Raw genomic sequence first — 15,293 nt, forward strand, 5'->3', positions numbered from 1 at the left:
AGCAAGCAAGGACCCTGCGATGTGCCGCAACATCAAGACGCTGTTCAACTTCGAGCCGCCGGCCACCGAGCTGGAAATCCGCGACGCCTCGCTGCAGTTCGTGCGCAAGCTCAGCGGCTTTGCCGTGCCCTCGCAGGCCAACGAAGCCGCGTTTGAGCGCGCGGTGGAGGAGGTGGCCGCCGCCGCGCGCACGCTGATCGCCGGTCTGGTGACGAACGCGCCGCCCAAGGACCGCGAGGTCGAGGCGCGCAAGGCGCGCGAGCGCTCGGGGCGGCGCTTCGGGGGCGGCTAAGATGCGCGGCATGCGCCCTGCCTGCCTCCTGCCCCTGACTGTGCTGCTGGCCCCCGCCTGGGCCGGTGCGGTCAGCTGCGAGGACCTGCGCGAGCAGGTGCTGGGCCGCTACCGTGCCAATGGCGTGGCCGATGTCCAGATCGACATCGTCGAGCCGGCCGCCCCGGGCCGTGAGGTCGGCCGCTGTGACCGCGGCGCCCACAAGCTGGTGTTGCGGACCCGGGGTGCCGGCGCCGCACCCGTGGCCGCTTCGGCGCCACCGCCGCGCGCGATCATCACCGAGTGTGACGACGGTCGCACCGTCACCACCGGCCGCTGCCGGCCCTCCTGAGCCGCACGCCATGTCCGGACCCGCCCGCGCCGGCCTGTTCATCTACGCGGTCGATGCGCCGCGGCTGGCGGCCTTCTACGAGGCCGTGGCCGGCATGCGCCAGCTGCACCAGGCCGATGAGCTGTGGGTGTTGCAATCGGCGGACATCCAGCTGCTGGTGCATGCGATCCCTGCGCCCATCGCGGCACAGATCACCGTCACCACGCCGCCGCAGCGGCGCGAGGACACGGCGCTGAAGTTCTTTTTCAGCGTGGCCGATCTGGCGCAGGCCGGCGCGCTGATCCAGCGACTGGGTGGCGAGTTGTTTGCCGAACGCTGGTCTGGCCCCGGCTTCATCATCGCCCACGCGATGGACCCCGAGGGCAATGTGTTCCAGCTGCGTGAGCCTCTGCAAGCCCCCGATGCGTGACACCGCCTTGCTGATCCCGGTGTTCGTGCTGGCCGGCTGGACCGGCCTGGTGCTGCTCTACGTGGCCTTCAGCCGCGTGCGCGGCGGTGTGTCGCCGCGCGAGTACACGCTGGGCGAGTCCCCGCAGGTGCCGGCGCGCGCCCTGCTGGCCAACCGCAACTACATGAACCTGCTGGAGCTGCCGCTGCTGTTCTATGTGGTGTGCCTGCTGGCCTGGGTGACGCCGCCGGTGCCCACCGCCGCGCTGCCGCTGGCCTGGGCCTATGTGGGCCTGCGCCTGTTGCACAGCCTGATCCACCTGAGCTACAACCGCGTGATGCACCGCTTCCTGGTCTTCGGCCTGAGCAACGTCACGCTGCTGGCGCTGTGGGTGGTGGTGGGCCGGGCGGTGCTGGCCGGCTGAGCGCAGACCGCCCATGCGCCGCCTGATCATCGCCTGGTTGCTGCTGCCGCTGACGGTGCTGGCCGCCGACTACAGCGGGCCGCTGTTCGACGCCCACCTGCACTACAACGTCGAGGCCTGGGACGGCCGCGCCGGCCCGCATCCACCGGCCGACGTGCGGCGCCGGCTGCAGGAGGCCGGCGTGCGCACGCTGCTGGCCAACTCGCGGCCCAACGAGGGCACCCATGTGCTGGCGCGCGACGCCGGCCTGCGCGAGGCCGGCATCCGCGTGGTGCCGCTGGTGCGCCTGTACCGCGACCGCAAGGACTACGACCACTGGTTCGAGGACCCGAGCATCGCCGCGATGGTCGAGACCGAGCTGGCGCGCGGCACCGCGGCCGGCCCGTTCCGCGGTCTGGGCGAGTTTCACCTGTACCGCTCGGCCGATGCCCGTGGCGCCGTGGCGCAGCAGCTGATGGCCCTGGCCGAGCAGCGTGGCCTGGTGGTGATGGCGCACTGCGACGACACCGCGGTCGAGCTGCTGATGGCCGCCACGCCCACCGCTGCGCAGCGCCTGCGCATGGTCTGGGCGCACACCGGCATCGACGGCGGCGCCGCCCCGGAGCGCGTGGCGGCGCTGTTCGAGCGCTACCCGGGCCTGGTGGGCGAGCTCTCGTACCGGCCCGGCCTGGTCTGTGCCGACGGACATCTGTGCCCGGCCTGGAAGGCGCTGATCGAGCGCTACCCGCAGCGCTTCCTGATCGGCTCGGACACCTGGGTCAACGGCCGCTGGGAAGCCTACGCGGGCCTGATGCGCGACTACCGGCGCTGGCTGGGCGGCCTGTCGCCCGAGACCGCGCGGGCCGTGGCCTTCGACAACGGCGAGCGCCTGTTTCCGCCGCTGCCCGAACGCAGCGCTCAAGCCCGCTGAACGCGCTGTCGCGGGGCCGGCGGCACAATCGTCGCCATGGATGACACCATCAACACCCTGCGCTGGCTGCCCGAGCAGGGCGCGCCGCAGCAACTCTTCCTGCTTTTTCACGGCGTGGGGGCCAATGCGGCCGACCTGGCGCCGCTGGCTGAGCAACTCCACCAGGCCTTTCCTCAGTCCGCGGTGCTGGCCTTCGACGGCTTCGAGCCCTTTGATGGCATCCCGGGCGGGGGGGCCGGCCGGCAGTGGTTCTCGATCCTGGGCGCGAACGACGGCAACCGGGCCCAGCGCGTGGCCGCGGTGATCCCGGCGCTGTCGGATCTGGTGCGCGCCGCCCAGCAGGCCACGGGGGTCGACCCGCAGGCCACCGCGCTGGTGGGCTTCTCGCAGGGCGCGATCTGCGCGCTGGAGCTGGCCCAGGCCCACGACGGCCTGGTCGGCCGCGTGCTGGCCTTTGCCGGGCGCTACGCCACGCTGCCCACGCTGGCGCCGCGCATGACCACGCTGCACTTCTTCCACGGCGCCGATGACGCGGTGATCCCGGTCCAGCATGCCCGCCAGGCGATCGAGCGGCTGGCGGCGATCGGCGGCGACGCGACGATCGACATCGCCAGCGGCATCGGCCACGAGATCGACACCCATCTGCTGCGCAGCGCGCTGCTGCGCCTGTCGCGCCACATTCCGGCGCGCACCTGGGCCCAGGCGATGGGGGCGGCGCCGGGCCAGGGCGGCGCCGACGACGACGAGCGGGAGGACTGATGCTCTTCGTGCTGTCGCCCGCCAAGACGCTGGACTACGAGACCCCGCTGGACCCGCAGGTCGAGGCGCTGGCCACCCGGCCGGCCTTCGTGCCGCAGGCCGCCGCACTGATCGAGGTGCTGCGCACGCTGACCCCGGCGGACGTGGCCTCGCTGATGGACCTGTCGGACCCGCTGGCCCAGCTGAATGTGGCGCGCTACGCCGCCTGGCGCAGCCGCTTCACGCCGCACAACAGCCGGCCGGCGGCGCTGGCCTTTGCCGGCGATGTCTACGAAGGCCTGCAGGCCGGCACGCTGGACGTGGACGATCTGCGCTGGGCGCAGCAGCATGTGGCCATCCTGTCGGGGCTGTATGGCGTGCTGCGGCCGCTGGACCGGCTGCAGCCCTACCGGCTGGAGATGGGCACCCGTCTGGCCACGCCCGGCGCCAGGGACCTGTACGGCTACTGGGGCACGCAACTGGCCGAACACCTCAACGCCTGGCAGGCGCGCGAGAAGGCGCCGGTGCTGGTCAACCTGGCCTCGCAGGAGTACTTCAAGGCGCTGCCGCGCAAGGCGCTGCGGGCCCGCGTGGTCGACTGCCAGTTCGAGGATTGGAGCGCCGGCCAGTGGAAGGTGGTGAGCTTCTTCGCCAAGCGGGCGCGCGGCATGATGGCGCGCTTTGCGATCCAGCACCGGCTGGAGAAGGTGTCGCAGCTGCGCGACTTCGACACCGACGGCTATGCCTTCGATCAAGGGGTGTCGGACGAGAAACGGCTGGTTTTTCGCCGACGCTGACACAATATCGGTCCATGGCTGCGAGCACCTCGACCGGACAACAGTCGGCCCAGCAGGCGGTGACGCCCCAGCTGCGCCAGTGGATCATCGCCCAGGCCCAGGCCGGCTGCCGTCCCGAGGACGTGCTGGCCGCGATGCAGGCCGCCGGCTGGAACGAGGACGTGGCGATCCGCGCCCTCGAGGACACGCTGGCCCAGCACCTGGCCAGCCAGTCGGCACCCGCGCCGGCACCCACGCCCGTGGCGCCGGCCCAGACCACTCAGACGGCCCGGCATGCCCAGCCTGAACCCCAGGCCACCGCGGTGCCCGAGCCCAGCCTGGCCGGTGAGCCCACGGTGCTGTGGGCCGGTGACCGCCAGGTGCAGGTGCTGATGACCAGCAAGCTGCCGCGGGTGGTGGTCTTCGGCGGCTTCCTGTCCGACGAGGAGTGCGACGAGCTGGTGGCGCTGGCCTCGCCGCGCATGGCGCGCAGCGAGACCGTGGTCAACCTGACCGGCGGCTCCGAGGTCAATGACGTGCGCACCAGCGACGGCATGTTCTTCCAGCGCGCCGAGAACGAGCTGTGCGATCGCATCGAGCGGCGCATCGCCACCCTGGTGAACTGGCCGGTCGAGAACGGCGAGGGGCTGCAGGTGTTGCACTACCGGCCGGGCGCGCAGTACGAGCCGCACTACGATTACTTCGATCCTTCGCACCCCGGCACCGCCACGATCCTGGCGCGCGGCGGCCAGCGCGTGGGCACGCTGGTGATGTACCTGAACACGCCCGAGGCTGGCGGCGGCACCACCTTCCCGGACGCCGGGCTGTACGTGGCGCCGCGCAAGGGCAACGCGGTGTTCTTCAGCTACGACCGCCCCCACTCGGCCACCCGCACGCTGCACGGCGGCGCGCCGGTGATCGCTGGTGAGAAATGGGTCGCCACCAAGTGGATGCGTCAGGGCGAGTTCATCTGAGGTAGAGCGCCAGCGCCGCGGCGGCCAGCTGGGCCGCCAGGCCGACCCCCACCAGCGCGCCGAAGCGCCTGCCGCCACTGGCCAGCGCGGCCACCGCGCGCACCGCGCTGTTCGACAGCAGCGCCGCCCAGACCCCCCAGATCGCCGTGCCCGGGGCCAGACCACCCGAGGACAAGCCGCCCAGCGCGGCCATGGCAGCGTGCGCGTCGGCCACGCCGGCCAGCGCGGCACCGGCCACCACGCCGCGCTCGCCCAGCCAGCGCCCGGCGGCGCCCAGCAGCAGCGTGGCGGTGACGATCATCAGGGCCACCGCAGCGGCCTCGCGCACCCGCAGCATCGCGCTGTCCGCCGGCGGGCGCGCCTCGGTGGGCGCCTCGCCCAGGCTCAGCCAGGCGACCAGCGCCAAGGCGACGGCAGCGCCGGCCAGCGCCGCCGGCAGCAGCAGCCAGGCCAGCGGCGGGGCGATGGCGCCCAGGATCATCATGGACTGGATCCAGGTGGCGGCGCTGGAGGCCAGCGCGCCGGCCTGGGCGGCGCGCAGCGGCACGTCGCCATGGCGCGCCCGGGCGCCGATCGAGGCGATCGTCGCCAGGCTGGAGACGAAGCCGGACAGGAACCCTGACAGCGCCAGCCCCGTGCGCGCGCCGAACAGGCGCAGCGCCACATGGCCGACCGCCTGCAGCAGCAGGATCAGCAGCACCAGCGCGGCCAGACGCCGCAGATCGGCGCCGCCCAGCCAGGCCTGCGGTCCCGCCGGCAGCAGCGGCACCGCCACCAGGGCCAGCGCGGCCAGCAGCAGGCCGTCGTGCAGCTCATGCTCGGTCAGCACCCGGGTGGCGAAATGGTGCAGGCGGCCACGCGCCGCCAGCAGCAGGGCCAGCAGCGCGCCGGCCCCGGCGCCCCAGGCCGGCGCGCTCATGCACAGCAGGCCGATGAGGTAGGTCGCGCACAGCGCCAGCTCGGTGGTCAGGCCGGGGTCGCGTGCGGCGCTGCGCCAGTAGGCCGCCACCGCCAGCGCGCCCACCATGGCCCCGCCCAGCAGCAACAGACCCGGCGCCGCCAGGGCCTGCGACAGACCCTGGGCCAGCGCACCCAGCAGGGCCACCACGGTGAAGCTGCGGATGCCGGCGGCCTGGCGATCGGGCCCCTCGCCCTTGCGCCGCTCGCGCTCCAGGCCCACCAGCAGGCCCACGCCCAGCGCCGCCGCGGCGCCGGCCAGGGGGCCGTCGGCCAGTGGCAGGCTCATCAAGGCAGAAAGCGTCCGCCCTGCGGTGGCACCCGCACTGCCCAGCCCAGCTCGCGCGCAATCCGTTGGCGCAAGGCGTCGGCCGCCTCCGGCTCGCCGTGCACCACGTAGGTCTGGCGGGGCGGCCGCGGCAGGTGGCGCAGCCAGGCCATCAGTTCGTCGGCGTCGGCGTGGCCCGACAGGCCCGACAGGTGCTCCACCCGGGCGCGGATGGGGATGAACTCGCCGTGGATCTTCACGTCGGCCGCACCGCCCACCATCAGCGCACCGCGGCTGCCGCCGACCTGGAAACCGGCGAAGACGATGGCATGGCGCGGGTCCGGCGCCATCGCCTTGAGGTGGTTCAGGACCCGCCCGCCGGTGGCCATGCCGCTGGCCGAGATGATCACTGCCGGCAGGCGCCCGGCCTGTTGCGAGCGTGCCAGGCGCTGCGACTGTGCGCCGGTGGTGACCAGCGTCACGTGTTCCACCAGCCGCGCCATTTCGCCCTGGGGCACGCGCAGCAGCTGGCGGTGGCGGCGGTAGAGCTCGGTGGCCTCGATGGCCATCGGGCTGTCCAGGAAGACCGGCAGCCGCGCCGGGATCTCGCCGTGGCTCTTCAGGCGCTGCAGGGCCAGCAGCAAGGCCTGGGCACGCCCGACGGCAAAGGCCGGCAGCAGCACCGAGCCGCCGCGGCCGATGGTGTCGCGCACGATCGCCCCCAGGCGGGCCACGTCGTCCTCCTGCGGGTGCAGGCGGTTGCCGTAGGTGGATTCGATGAGCAGCACATCGGCTTCGGGCGGGTTGGCCGGCGGCGGCATCAGCAGGTCCGCCTGGCGGCCCAGGTCGCCGGAGAACAGCAGCCGCTCGCCGGACTGGCTGAGCAGCACGCTGCAGGCGCCCAGCAGGTGGCCGGCGGGCACCAGTTGCAGCGCCAGGCCGCCGCCCAGGGACTTGGCGCGGCCCGGCGTGACGCTGACGAACTGCTTCATCGCGCTGCGGGCGTCGGCCTGGGTGAACAAGGGCAGCGCCTTGGCGTGGCGGCTGAAGCCCTGCCGATTGGCGCGCCGGGCGTCTTCTTCCTGCAGGTGGGCGGCGTCGAGCAGCAGCACCTCGGCCAGGTCACGGGTGGCGGGGCTGCTGTAGATGGGGCCGCGGTAGCCGTGGCGCACCAGGGCCGGCAGCCAGCCGCTGTGGTCCAGGTGGGCGTGGCTGAGCACCACGGCGTCGAGCGAGCGCACATCGAAGCCCGGTGGCGCCCAGTTGCGCTCGCGCAGGACCTTGAAGCCCTGGAACAGGCCGGCGTCGAGCAGCACGCGCCGCCCGTTCCAGTCGATCAGGTGGCGCGAGCCGGTGACGCAATCGGCGGCACCGAGGAAGTCGATCTGCAGGCTCATCGGGAGGGGGCCAAGGCCAGAGTCTCCCGCGAGTGTGGCACCACCCAATGGCGGTGCCCAGGGGGCTGGATCAACGGCGGCCGCTGCCGCCGCCCCCCTGGCCGCCCGAGCCGCGCGGGCGCGAGGCGCCGCCGCCGGCCGGCCGGCCACCGCCGCCGGTCTGCGGACGGGCCGCGCCGCGGCCCGGCGCCTGCCCCGCCGGCCGAGCGCCGCCCTGGCCGGCCGAGGCCGGCGGACGCGGGCCGCGCGGCGCGCCCTGCGGGCCGCCCCGGCCACCGCCGCCACCGCCACCGGGGCGACCACCACGGCCGCCGCCACCGGCGCCCACGCCGATGGTCATGCGCCGCCCCAGCACGATCGGCTCGGGCTTTTCACCGGCCGGCGGCTCGAAGCCGGGAATGGTCTGGCGCGGGATCTCGCGCTTGATCAGCTTCTCGATGTCGCGCAGGAACTGCTCCTCGTCGACGCAGACCAGCGAGATCGCCTCGCCCTGGGCGCCGGCGCGGCCGGTGCGGCCGATGCGGTGCACATAGTCCTCGGGCACATTGGGCAGCTCGAAATTGACGACGTGGGGCAACTGGTCGATGTCGATGCCGCGCGCGGCAATGTCGGTGGCCACCAGCACCTGCAGCGTGCCAGCCTTGAACTCGGACAGCGCCTTGGTGCGTGCGCCCTGGCTCTTGTTGCCATGGATGGCCATGGCGGTGATGTCTTCCTTGTTCAGGAACTCGGCCAGGCGGTTGGCGCCGTGCTTCATGCGGGTGAAGACCAGCACCTGGTGCCAGTCGCCCTGGCGGATCAGGTGGGCCAGCAGCTCCTTCTTGCGCTCGCGGCCGACCGGGTGCACCTTCTGGGCGATGGCGTCGTTGGTCTGGTTGCGCCGGGCCACCTCGATCAGCTGCGGCTGGTTCAGCAGGCGGTCGGCCAGGGCCTTGATCTCGTCGCTGAAGGTGGCGCTGAACAGCAGGCTCTGCTTCTGCTTGGGGACGATGGCCAGGACCTTCTTGATGTCATGGATGAAGCCCATGTCCAGCATGCGGTCGGCCTCGTCGAGGATGAAGATCTCGACGTGGCTCAGGTCCAGCGTGCCCTGCTGGTGGTGGTCCAGCAGGCGGCCGGGGGTGGCCACCAGGATGTCCACGCCCTTGCGCAGGCGGTCGATCTGCGGCTGCATGCCCACGCCGCCGAACATCACCATGCTGGTCAGCGGCAGGTACTTGCCGTAGGTGCGCACGCTTTCCTCGACCTGGGCGGCCAGTTCGCGGGTGGGCGTGAGGATCAGCGCGCGGATCGCGATGCGGCCACGCGCGTCCTTCTTGTGGCCGGCGGCGGCCAGGCGGTGCAGCGTGGGCAGCGTGAAGCCGGCGGTCTTGCCGGTGCCGGTCTGGGCGCCGGCGAGCAGGTCGCCGCCGCTCAGCACCATCGGGATGGCCTGGGCCTGGATCGGCGTGGGGTGGTCATAGCCCTGATCGCGCACGGCGCGCAGCAAGGGTTCGGCAAGGCCGAGTTGGTCAAAGGTCATGGGGCTCTTCGCGAGCGGGCACGCCCATCGGCCGGCAAGTGATGCCGGCAACCAGCCTGGGTCGCGCGGATGAGGGACGGACGGCGGGGATGCCGGCCGGGTCGGAATCGACATGCGCCGTCGGGCTGGAGCCGTCGACGCCTGGCGCCAGTGTATCAGTCTGATCCGCGCCACAGGCAAGCCTACAGCGTCAGGCGCAGCGGCCGATATGCAGAGAACGTGAGCCCCGCACCCGGTCAGAGCGGGGGGCTGCGGGCGCACAATCGTCCGTCGTGCCGTCCGGGCCTGCATTGGTCCAGTCGAGGATCCTGGTTTTGTCGCTGTCGTTTTTCCATCGTCATTGGGCCGCCTGGCGCGAGGAGACGCGTGTCTTCTCCGACCCGGACAGCGCGTCCGCGGAGCTGCGGGCGCGGCATCTGGCCGGCATCACGCGACTGACGCCGGTGCTGATGGTGGCCAATCTGTTCAACGCCCTGGGTCTGCTGGTGGCGGTGAGCGGCAGCGTGTCGGCCAAGGCCTGGCTGCTCTGGCTGGGCGTGCTGCTGCTGATCGTGGGCGTGGCGCTGCGCGGCTGGCTTCGGCATCGGCGCGAGCCGGTGATGCGCGCCTCGCCGCGCGCCATCCGGCATGCCACCTTGCATGCGCTGGTGCTGGCCTGCGTCTGGACGGTTCCGGTGGTGGGGTGGCTGGACGCCTTGACACCGATCCAGCAGCTGATGGTGGCCGTCACCACCACCGGCATGATGGCGGCCGGTGGCTTTGCGCTGTCCTCGGTGCCCCAGGCGGGCCTGGCCTGGACGCTGGCGCTGGGGACGGGGGCGATCGTGGGCGTGGCCCGGCTGGGCGGCACGGTCGCCTGGGTGCTGGCCGGCATGCTGCTGGGTTACGTGCTGGTGATCGCCGTGGCGGTGCGCTCGGCCGCCCGGCAGTCGGCGCTGCGCCTGCGCTCGGAACGCGAGGCCGAGCGCCAGAGCCAGATGGTCGGCCTGCTGCTGCGCGACTTCGAGGAGCATTCGGCCGACGTGCTCTGGGAGGTGGACCGCCAGGGCCACTTCACCCATGTCTCGGCCAAGCTGGCGGCGCTGTTCGGCGACGACCTCGACATGTCCTCGCTGGGCCTGTTCGAGGTGCTGGCGGCCCGCTCACCCGGCGGCGCCGAGGCCGAGGGCCTGCGCAAGCTGCGCCAGGCCCTGAACGCCGACAAGCCCTTCCGCGACGTGCTGCTGACCGTCGAGGTTGGCGGCGTGCCCCGCTGGTGGTCGATCACCGCCAAGCCGCTGGTCGAGGACAGCGGCCGCACCGTGGGCTGGCGCGGCGTGATCTCGGATGTCACCCAGCAGCGCCTGGCGCACCAGCGCCTGACCTACCAGGCCTATTTCGATTCACTCACCGGCCTGGCCAACCGCGACCAGCTGCGCAACCGCCTGGTGCAGGTCATCGACGCCTGCGCCAACACGCCGCGCCGCTGCGCGCTGCTGTGCCTGGACCTGGACAATTTCAAGGCCATCAACGATTCGCTGGGCCACTCGGTCGGTGACGGCGTGCTCAAGCTGGTGGCCCAGCGCCTGCAATCGGTGATGCGCCGCGCCGACCTGGTGGCCCGGCTGGGCGGCGACGAGTTCGCGGTGCTGCTGGACGATGTGCGCAGCGACGACGAGGTCGACCTCCTGGCCCGCCGGCTGCTGCAGGTGCTGAACGCGCCGGGCGAGATCCAGGGGCGCAGCGTGATGGTGGGCGCCAGCATGGGCGTGGCGCTGATCCCCGACCACGGGCAGTCGATCGACGACGTCATGGGCAACGCCGACCTGGCGCTGTACGCCGCCAAGGAAGCGGGCCGCGGTCGCTTCGAGACCTTCGCCACCTGGCTGGGCGAGCGCAGCCGGCGCCTGGTCACGATCGAGGCTGAGCTGCGCCAGGCCCTGACCCGTGGCGAGCTGAGCCTGCACTGGCAGCCCAAGGTCGACATCGCCACCTGGCAGATGCGCGGCGTGGAGGCGCTGCTGCGCTGGAACCATCCTGAGCTGGGCTCGATCTCGCCCGGCGAGTTCGTGCCGGTGGCCGAGAAGTCCGGCCTGATCGGCGACATGGGCGCATGGGTGCTGAAAGAGGCCTGCCGCGTGGCGCGCGATCAACTGCCGGACCTGCTGATCTCGGTCAACGTCTCACCGCTGCAGCTGATGCGCGAGGATTTCCTGGCCGATGTCGAGGCCGCGTTTGCCGAGACCGGGCTGGCGCCGGGGCGGCTGGAGATGGAGATCACCGAGTCGGTCTTCATGGACGACGCGGCCACCGCGCTGCGCAACCTGCATGCGCTCAAGCGCCTGGGGGTGCAGATCGCGCTGGACGATTTCGGCACCGGCTATTCGGCCTTCCAGTACCTGCGCCGTTTCCCGTTTGACACGCTGAAGATCGACCGCGCCTTCGTGCGTGAGCTGCTGACCCACCACGATGCGCGCGCCATCGTGCGCACCATCGTCGCGCTGGCCAACACGCTGGGCATGCGCACCGTGGCCGAAGGTGTGGAGGAACCCGCCCAGCTGGAGGTGCTGCGACAGGCCGGCTGCAGCGAGATCCAGGGCTTCCTGGCCGCGCGCCCACTGCCGCTGGAGCGGCTGCTGGGCCTGATGGACACCTGGAACGAGCACAACCGGCCCGAGCCCGGGGCGATGCCCGAGACCCAGACCGTACCGCTGGACATGCTGGCGCCGCTGTCCGACACCACGCGGGCGGTGCGCTGAGCAGGCGTTGCCGGGGCGCCCGGCAACGCCGCTTCAGCCTCAGTTGACGAGCACGGCCGACCAGGCGGCGGCCACCGCGTTCCACTCGGCCGAGCCGGCACCGTACAGGTCGGTGGCGGCGTTCAGCGTGGCGGTGCGGGCGCCTGCGTATTTGGTGCTGCTGGTCATGTAGACCGTCAGCGCGCGGTACCAGATGGCGCCGGCCTTGTCGCGGCCGATGCCGCTCAGGCTGGCGCTGCCGGTGGCCTTCTTGGTGTTGCCGGCCACGCAGGTCGGGCTGGCCGGTCCGCTGGCCGGTGCGCTGCCTTCAGCCAGCAGGTAGAAGAAGTGGTTGGCCACGCCCGAGCTGTAGTGCACGTCCAGCGAGCCCAGGGTGGAGTACCAGCAGTCGGCCGAGGCGCCGTCGCTGTTGGGGCTGTGCATGTAGCGCAGCGCCTTGCCGCCACCCGCCTTGTAGAGCTTCTCGCCGATCAGGTAGTCGCCGGCGTCGCTGGCGTTGTTCGCGTAGAACTCGACCAGGGTGCCGAAGATGTCCGACGTCGCCTCGTTCAGGCCGCCCGACTCGCCCGAGTAGGTCAGGTTGGCGGTGCGGCTGGTCACCCCGTGGGTCATCTCGTGGCCGGCCACGTCCAGCGAGTCGAAGGGGTTGAAGGTGGTGCCGTCGCCGTCACCGTAGGTCATGCAGAAGCAGCTGTCCGACCAGAACGCGTTGTTGTAGCGGCGGCTGTAGTGGACCCGGTTGTAGGCGCCGACGCCGTTGTTGGCAATGCCGTTGCGGCCATGGACGTTCTTGTAGTAGTCCCAGGTGACCGCGGTGCCGTACTGGGCATCGACACCGATCGTGGCGGTGTCGCTGGTCGCTCCATTGCCCCAGGTGTTGTCGGCATCGGTGAAGATGCTGCCACCGCTGGTGCGGTTCTTCATGTCGATCGTGTAGGTGTTGCCGCGGCTCGGGTCGCGCAACGAGTAGGTGCTGCCCACCAGGTCGGTGGTCAGCGGCACGCTGCCGCTGAAGAAGCTGTTGCCGGTGCCGGCCGCGGCGGCGTCATGCACGTCGTCCCAGCTGTCGAGCACCTTGCCGGTGCGGGCGCTGACGATCACATGGGCTTCGATCGGGGTGCCGTCGGGGCGGGTTCCGAAGACGCGGGTGTCCCAGGCCAGGCGGGCGCGGTCGCCGCGGGCGTAGACCACCAGCTCAGGGGCACTGCCGCGCGCGTCACCGGCCACGCGGCCCTGGGCCACTGCCTGGGCCGCTGCCGGACCGTAGACCGGCGTGGCACTGACGTCGATGCCGCGCTGCAGCGTCTGCGACACGCCCAGGAAGCTGCCCGAGCCGTGCGAGTGCACGACCACGTCGCCACCGATCACGCGCAGGCCCTTGTACTGGCGGTCCAGGCGGACATGTTCGGTGCCGTCGGCATCGACGACCACGTCTCGCACGCTGTAGCGGTGGTCCGGACCGTGGAAGGTCTGCGCCGCGAAGCGGGCCAGATGGGCCTCGGCGCGGGCCTGGGCGGTGTCGGTCGCGGCCAGGGCGGGGGCAGCTGCCAGCGCGGTCAGCGCCAGGGCCAGGGCGTGGGTCAGGATCTTGGTCTGCACGGGTCAACACTCCTGTCGGATGTGGGTGGGTGGTCCGGAAGTTCCGGCTGGCCGGCGGATCGCGCTCAGCCGAGGCCGATTCTTCACGGCGTGAGCGCGCAATCCAAGCCCACCAACCCGGGGGGGGATCCGCGGGTGGTGGGGTTCCGGCGATAATCACGGGTTGATCCCGATGCAGGGCGTTGCGCTGTACAGACAGCGCTGCCCGGAAATGCCGGTTGCCACCGGCCCCCACCCGAACCCCACAGGCTTGACCCATGGCCCAATACGTCTTCACCATGAACCGCGTCGGCAAGATCGTGCCGCCGAAGCGGCAGATCCTGAAGGACATCAGCCTGTCCTTCTTCCCCGGCGCCAAGATCGGCGTGCTGGGCCTGAACGGCTCGGGCAAGTCCACGCTGCTGAAGATCATGGCCGGCATCGACAAGGACATCGAGGGCGAGGCCACGCCGATGCCGGGCCTGAAGATCGGCTACCTGCCCCAGGAGCCGCAGATGAACGCCGAGCAGACGGTGCGCGAGGCGGTGGAGGAAGGCATCGGCGGCGCGCTGGCGGCGCAGAAGCGCCTGGACGAGGTCTACGCCGCCTATGCCGAGCCGGACGCCGACTTCGACGCCCTGGCCACCGAACAGGCCGAGCTGGAAGCCATCATCGCGGCGGCCGGTGGCGAGAACACCGACCACCTGCTGGACATCGCCGCTGACGCGCTGCGCCTGCCGCCCTGGGAGGCCAAGATCGGCCCGCTGTCCGGCGGCGAAAAGCGCCGCGTCGCGCTGTGCCGCCTGCTGCTGTCCAAGCCCGACATGCTGCTGCTCGACGAGCCCACCAACCACCTGGACGCCGAGTCGGTGGAATGGCTGGAGCAGTTCCTCAAGCGCTTCAGCGGCACCGTGGTGGCCATCACCCACGACCGCTATTTCCTGGACAACGCCGCCGAGTGGATCCTGGAACTCGACCGCGGCTACGGCCACCCCTACAAGGGCAACTACTCCGACTGGCTGGACGCCAAGGAAAAGCGCCTGGAGGCCGAGCAGAAGGCCGAGGATGCCCGCGCCAAGGCCATGAAGCAGGAACTGGAGTGGGTGCGCAAGAACGCCAAGGGCCGCCAGGCCAAGAGCAAGGCGCGCCTGGCCCGCTTCGAGGAGCTGAGCGACGTCGAATACCAGAAGCGCAACGAGACCAACGAGATCTTCATCCCTGTGGCCGAGCGCCTGGGCAATGAGGTGATCGAGTTCAAGGGCGTCAGCAAGAGCTTTGGCGACCGCGTGCTGATCGACAACCTCAGCTTCAAGGTGCCGGCCGGCGCGATCGTCGGCATCATCGGCCCCAACGGCGCCGGCAAGTCCACGCTGTTCCGCATGATCCAGGGTGTCGAGCAGCCCGATGCGGGTGAGGTCAGCATTGGCAAGACCGCCAAGCTGGCCTTCGTCGACCAGAGCCGAGAAGGCCTGGCCGCCGACAAGACGGTGTGGGAGGACGTGTCCGGCGGCCTGGACAACATCGTCGTGGGCAAGTTCGTCATGCCCAGCCGCGCCTACATCGGCCGCTTCAACTTCAAGGGCAACGACCAGCAGAAGCTGGTGGGCAGCCTCTCAGGCGGTGAGCGTGGCCGCCTGCACCTGGCCAAGACCCTGGCCCAGGGCGGCAACGTGCTGATGCTGGACGAACCGTCGAACGACCTGGACGTGGAAACCCTGCGCGCGCTGGAAGAGGCGCTGCTGGAGTTCGCCGGCTCGGCGATGATCATCTCGCACGACCGCTGGTTCCTCGACCGCATCTGCACCCACATCCTGGCCTGCGAGGGCGACTCGCAGTGGTTCTTCTACGACGGCAACTACCACGAGTACGAAGAGGACAAGAAGAAGCGCTTGGGCGAGGAGGGCGCGCGCCCGCACCGCCTGCGCTACAAGGCCCTGAAGTGATCGCCCGCGTGGCATCGCGCCCATGAACAAGGCCGCCCTCGGGCGGCCTTGTCGTTT

At 71.4% G+C, this 15,293-nt stretch carries 14 protein-coding genes; 10 read left to right on the forward strand and 4 right to left on the reverse strand.

What is annotated here, in order from left to right; genetic code table 11:
* Window positions 1-19: 19 nt before the first annotated feature.
* The 8 genes from KAK07_RS11320 to KAK07_RS11355 are packed head-to-tail and all read left to right on the forward strand — an operon-like array spanning window position 20 to window position 4,833.
* Window positions 20-292, forward strand: a complete 273-nt coding sequence (locus KAK07_RS11320; RefSeq protein ID WP_210854586.1) for a DUF2277 domain-containing protein — start codon at window positions 20-22, stop codon at window positions 290-292.
* Window positions 293-302: 10 nt separating this feature from the next.
* Complete coding sequence (locus tag KAK07_RS11325; RefSeq protein ID WP_210860753.1) at window positions 303-623, forward strand: DUF1161 domain-containing protein; 321 nt, start codon at window positions 303-305, stop codon at window positions 621-623.
* Window positions 624-633: 10 nt separating this feature from the next.
* Window positions 634-1,032 carry a VOC family protein gene (locus tag KAK07_RS11330; RefSeq protein ID WP_210854588.1) on the forward strand — a complete coding sequence of 133 codons (399 nt, stop codon included), beginning with the start codon at window positions 634-636 and terminating at the stop codon, window positions 1,030-1,032.
* Window positions 1,025-1,435: an MAPEG family protein gene (locus KAK07_RS11335; RefSeq protein ID WP_210860755.1), complete on the forward strand. Its 411-nt coding sequence runs from the start codon at window positions 1,025-1,027 to the stop codon at window positions 1,433-1,435. Before KAK07_RS11330 ends, KAK07_RS11335 begins: the two co-directional genes overlap by 8 nt.
* Window positions 1,436-1,448: 13 nt before the next feature.
* Window positions 1,449-2,345, forward strand: coding sequence for an amidohydrolase family protein (locus KAK07_RS11340; protein WP_210860757.1), 897 nt, complete (start codon window positions 1,449-1,451; stop codon window positions 2,343-2,345).
* 36 nt (window positions 2,346-2,381) lie between these two features.
* Window positions 2,382-3,104 carry an esterase gene (gene ypfH, locus KAK07_RS11345; protein WP_210854591.1) on the forward strand — a complete coding sequence of 241 codons (723 nt, stop codon included), beginning with the start codon at window positions 2,382-2,384 and terminating at the stop codon, window positions 3,102-3,104.
* Entirely contained in the window at window positions 3,104-3,880 is a 777-nt protein-coding gene (gene yaaA, locus KAK07_RS11350; protein WP_210860759.1) for a peroxide stress protein YaaA, read from the forward strand. Before ypfH ends, yaaA begins: the two co-directional genes overlap by 1 nt.
* Before the next feature lie 14 nt (window positions 3,881-3,894).
* On the forward strand, window positions 3,895-4,833 hold the full coding sequence (locus KAK07_RS11355) for a 2OG-Fe(II) oxygenase (protein ID WP_210860761.1): 939 nt from the start codon (window positions 3,895-3,897) through the stop codon (window positions 4,831-4,833).
* On the opposite strand, the gene KAK07_RS11360 is transcribed toward KAK07_RS11355, so the two are convergent.
* The 3 genes from KAK07_RS11360 to KAK07_RS11370 form a co-directional block, all read right to left on the reverse strand.
* Window positions 4,826-6,079, reverse strand: coding sequence for a DUF4010 domain-containing protein (locus KAK07_RS11360; RefSeq protein WP_210860763.1), 1,254 nt, complete (start codon window positions 6,077-6,079; stop codon window positions 4,826-4,828). The genes KAK07_RS11355 and KAK07_RS11360 overlap by 8 nt on opposite strands.
* Window positions 6,079-7,449 carry an MBL fold metallo-hydrolase RNA specificity domain-containing protein gene (locus KAK07_RS11365; protein WP_210860849.1) on the reverse strand — a complete coding sequence of 457 codons (1,371 nt, stop codon included), beginning with the start codon at window positions 7,447-7,449 and terminating at the stop codon, window positions 6,079-6,081. Before KAK07_RS11365 ends, KAK07_RS11360 begins: the two co-directional genes overlap by 1 nt.
* A 76-nt stretch (window positions 7,450-7,525) precedes the next feature.
* Window positions 7,526-8,977 carry a DEAD/DEAH box helicase gene (locus KAK07_RS11370; RefSeq protein ID WP_210860766.1) on the reverse strand — a complete coding sequence of 484 codons (1,452 nt, stop codon included), beginning with the start codon at window positions 8,975-8,977 and terminating at the stop codon, window positions 7,526-7,528.
* Between the two features lie 314 nt (window positions 8,978-9,291).
* Here KAK07_RS11370 and KAK07_RS11375 point away from each other — a divergent pair, with 314 nt between their 5' ends.
* Complete coding sequence (locus tag KAK07_RS11375; protein WP_210860767.1) at window positions 9,292-11,715, forward strand: putative bifunctional diguanylate cyclase/phosphodiesterase; 2,424 nt, start codon at window positions 9,292-9,294, stop codon at window positions 11,713-11,715.
* Window positions 11,716-11,754: 39 nt separating this feature from the next.
* Here KAK07_RS11375 and KAK07_RS11380 read toward each other — a convergent pair whose 3' ends face one another.
* The gene (locus KAK07_RS11380; RefSeq protein WP_210860775.1) at window positions 11,755-13,314 is read right to left on the reverse strand and encodes a M4 family metallopeptidase; all 1,560 of its coding nucleotides are present in this window, start codon (window positions 13,312-13,314) and stop codon (window positions 11,755-11,757) included.
* Window positions 13,315-13,571: 257 nt separating this feature from the next.
* Between KAK07_RS11380 and ettA the strand changes: the two genes are divergently transcribed.
* Complete coding sequence (gene ettA, locus KAK07_RS11385) at window positions 13,572-15,236, forward strand: energy-dependent translational throttle protein EttA (protein WP_210857005.1); 1,665 nt, start codon at window positions 13,572-13,574, stop codon at window positions 15,234-15,236.
* Window positions 15,237-15,293: the final 57 nt, after the last annotated feature.

Origin of the sequence: Ideonella alba (assembly GCF_018069875.1) — a bacterium.
Lineage (GTDB): Bacteria > Pseudomonadota > Gammaproteobacteria > Burkholderiales > Burkholderiaceae_C > Ideonella > Ideonella alba.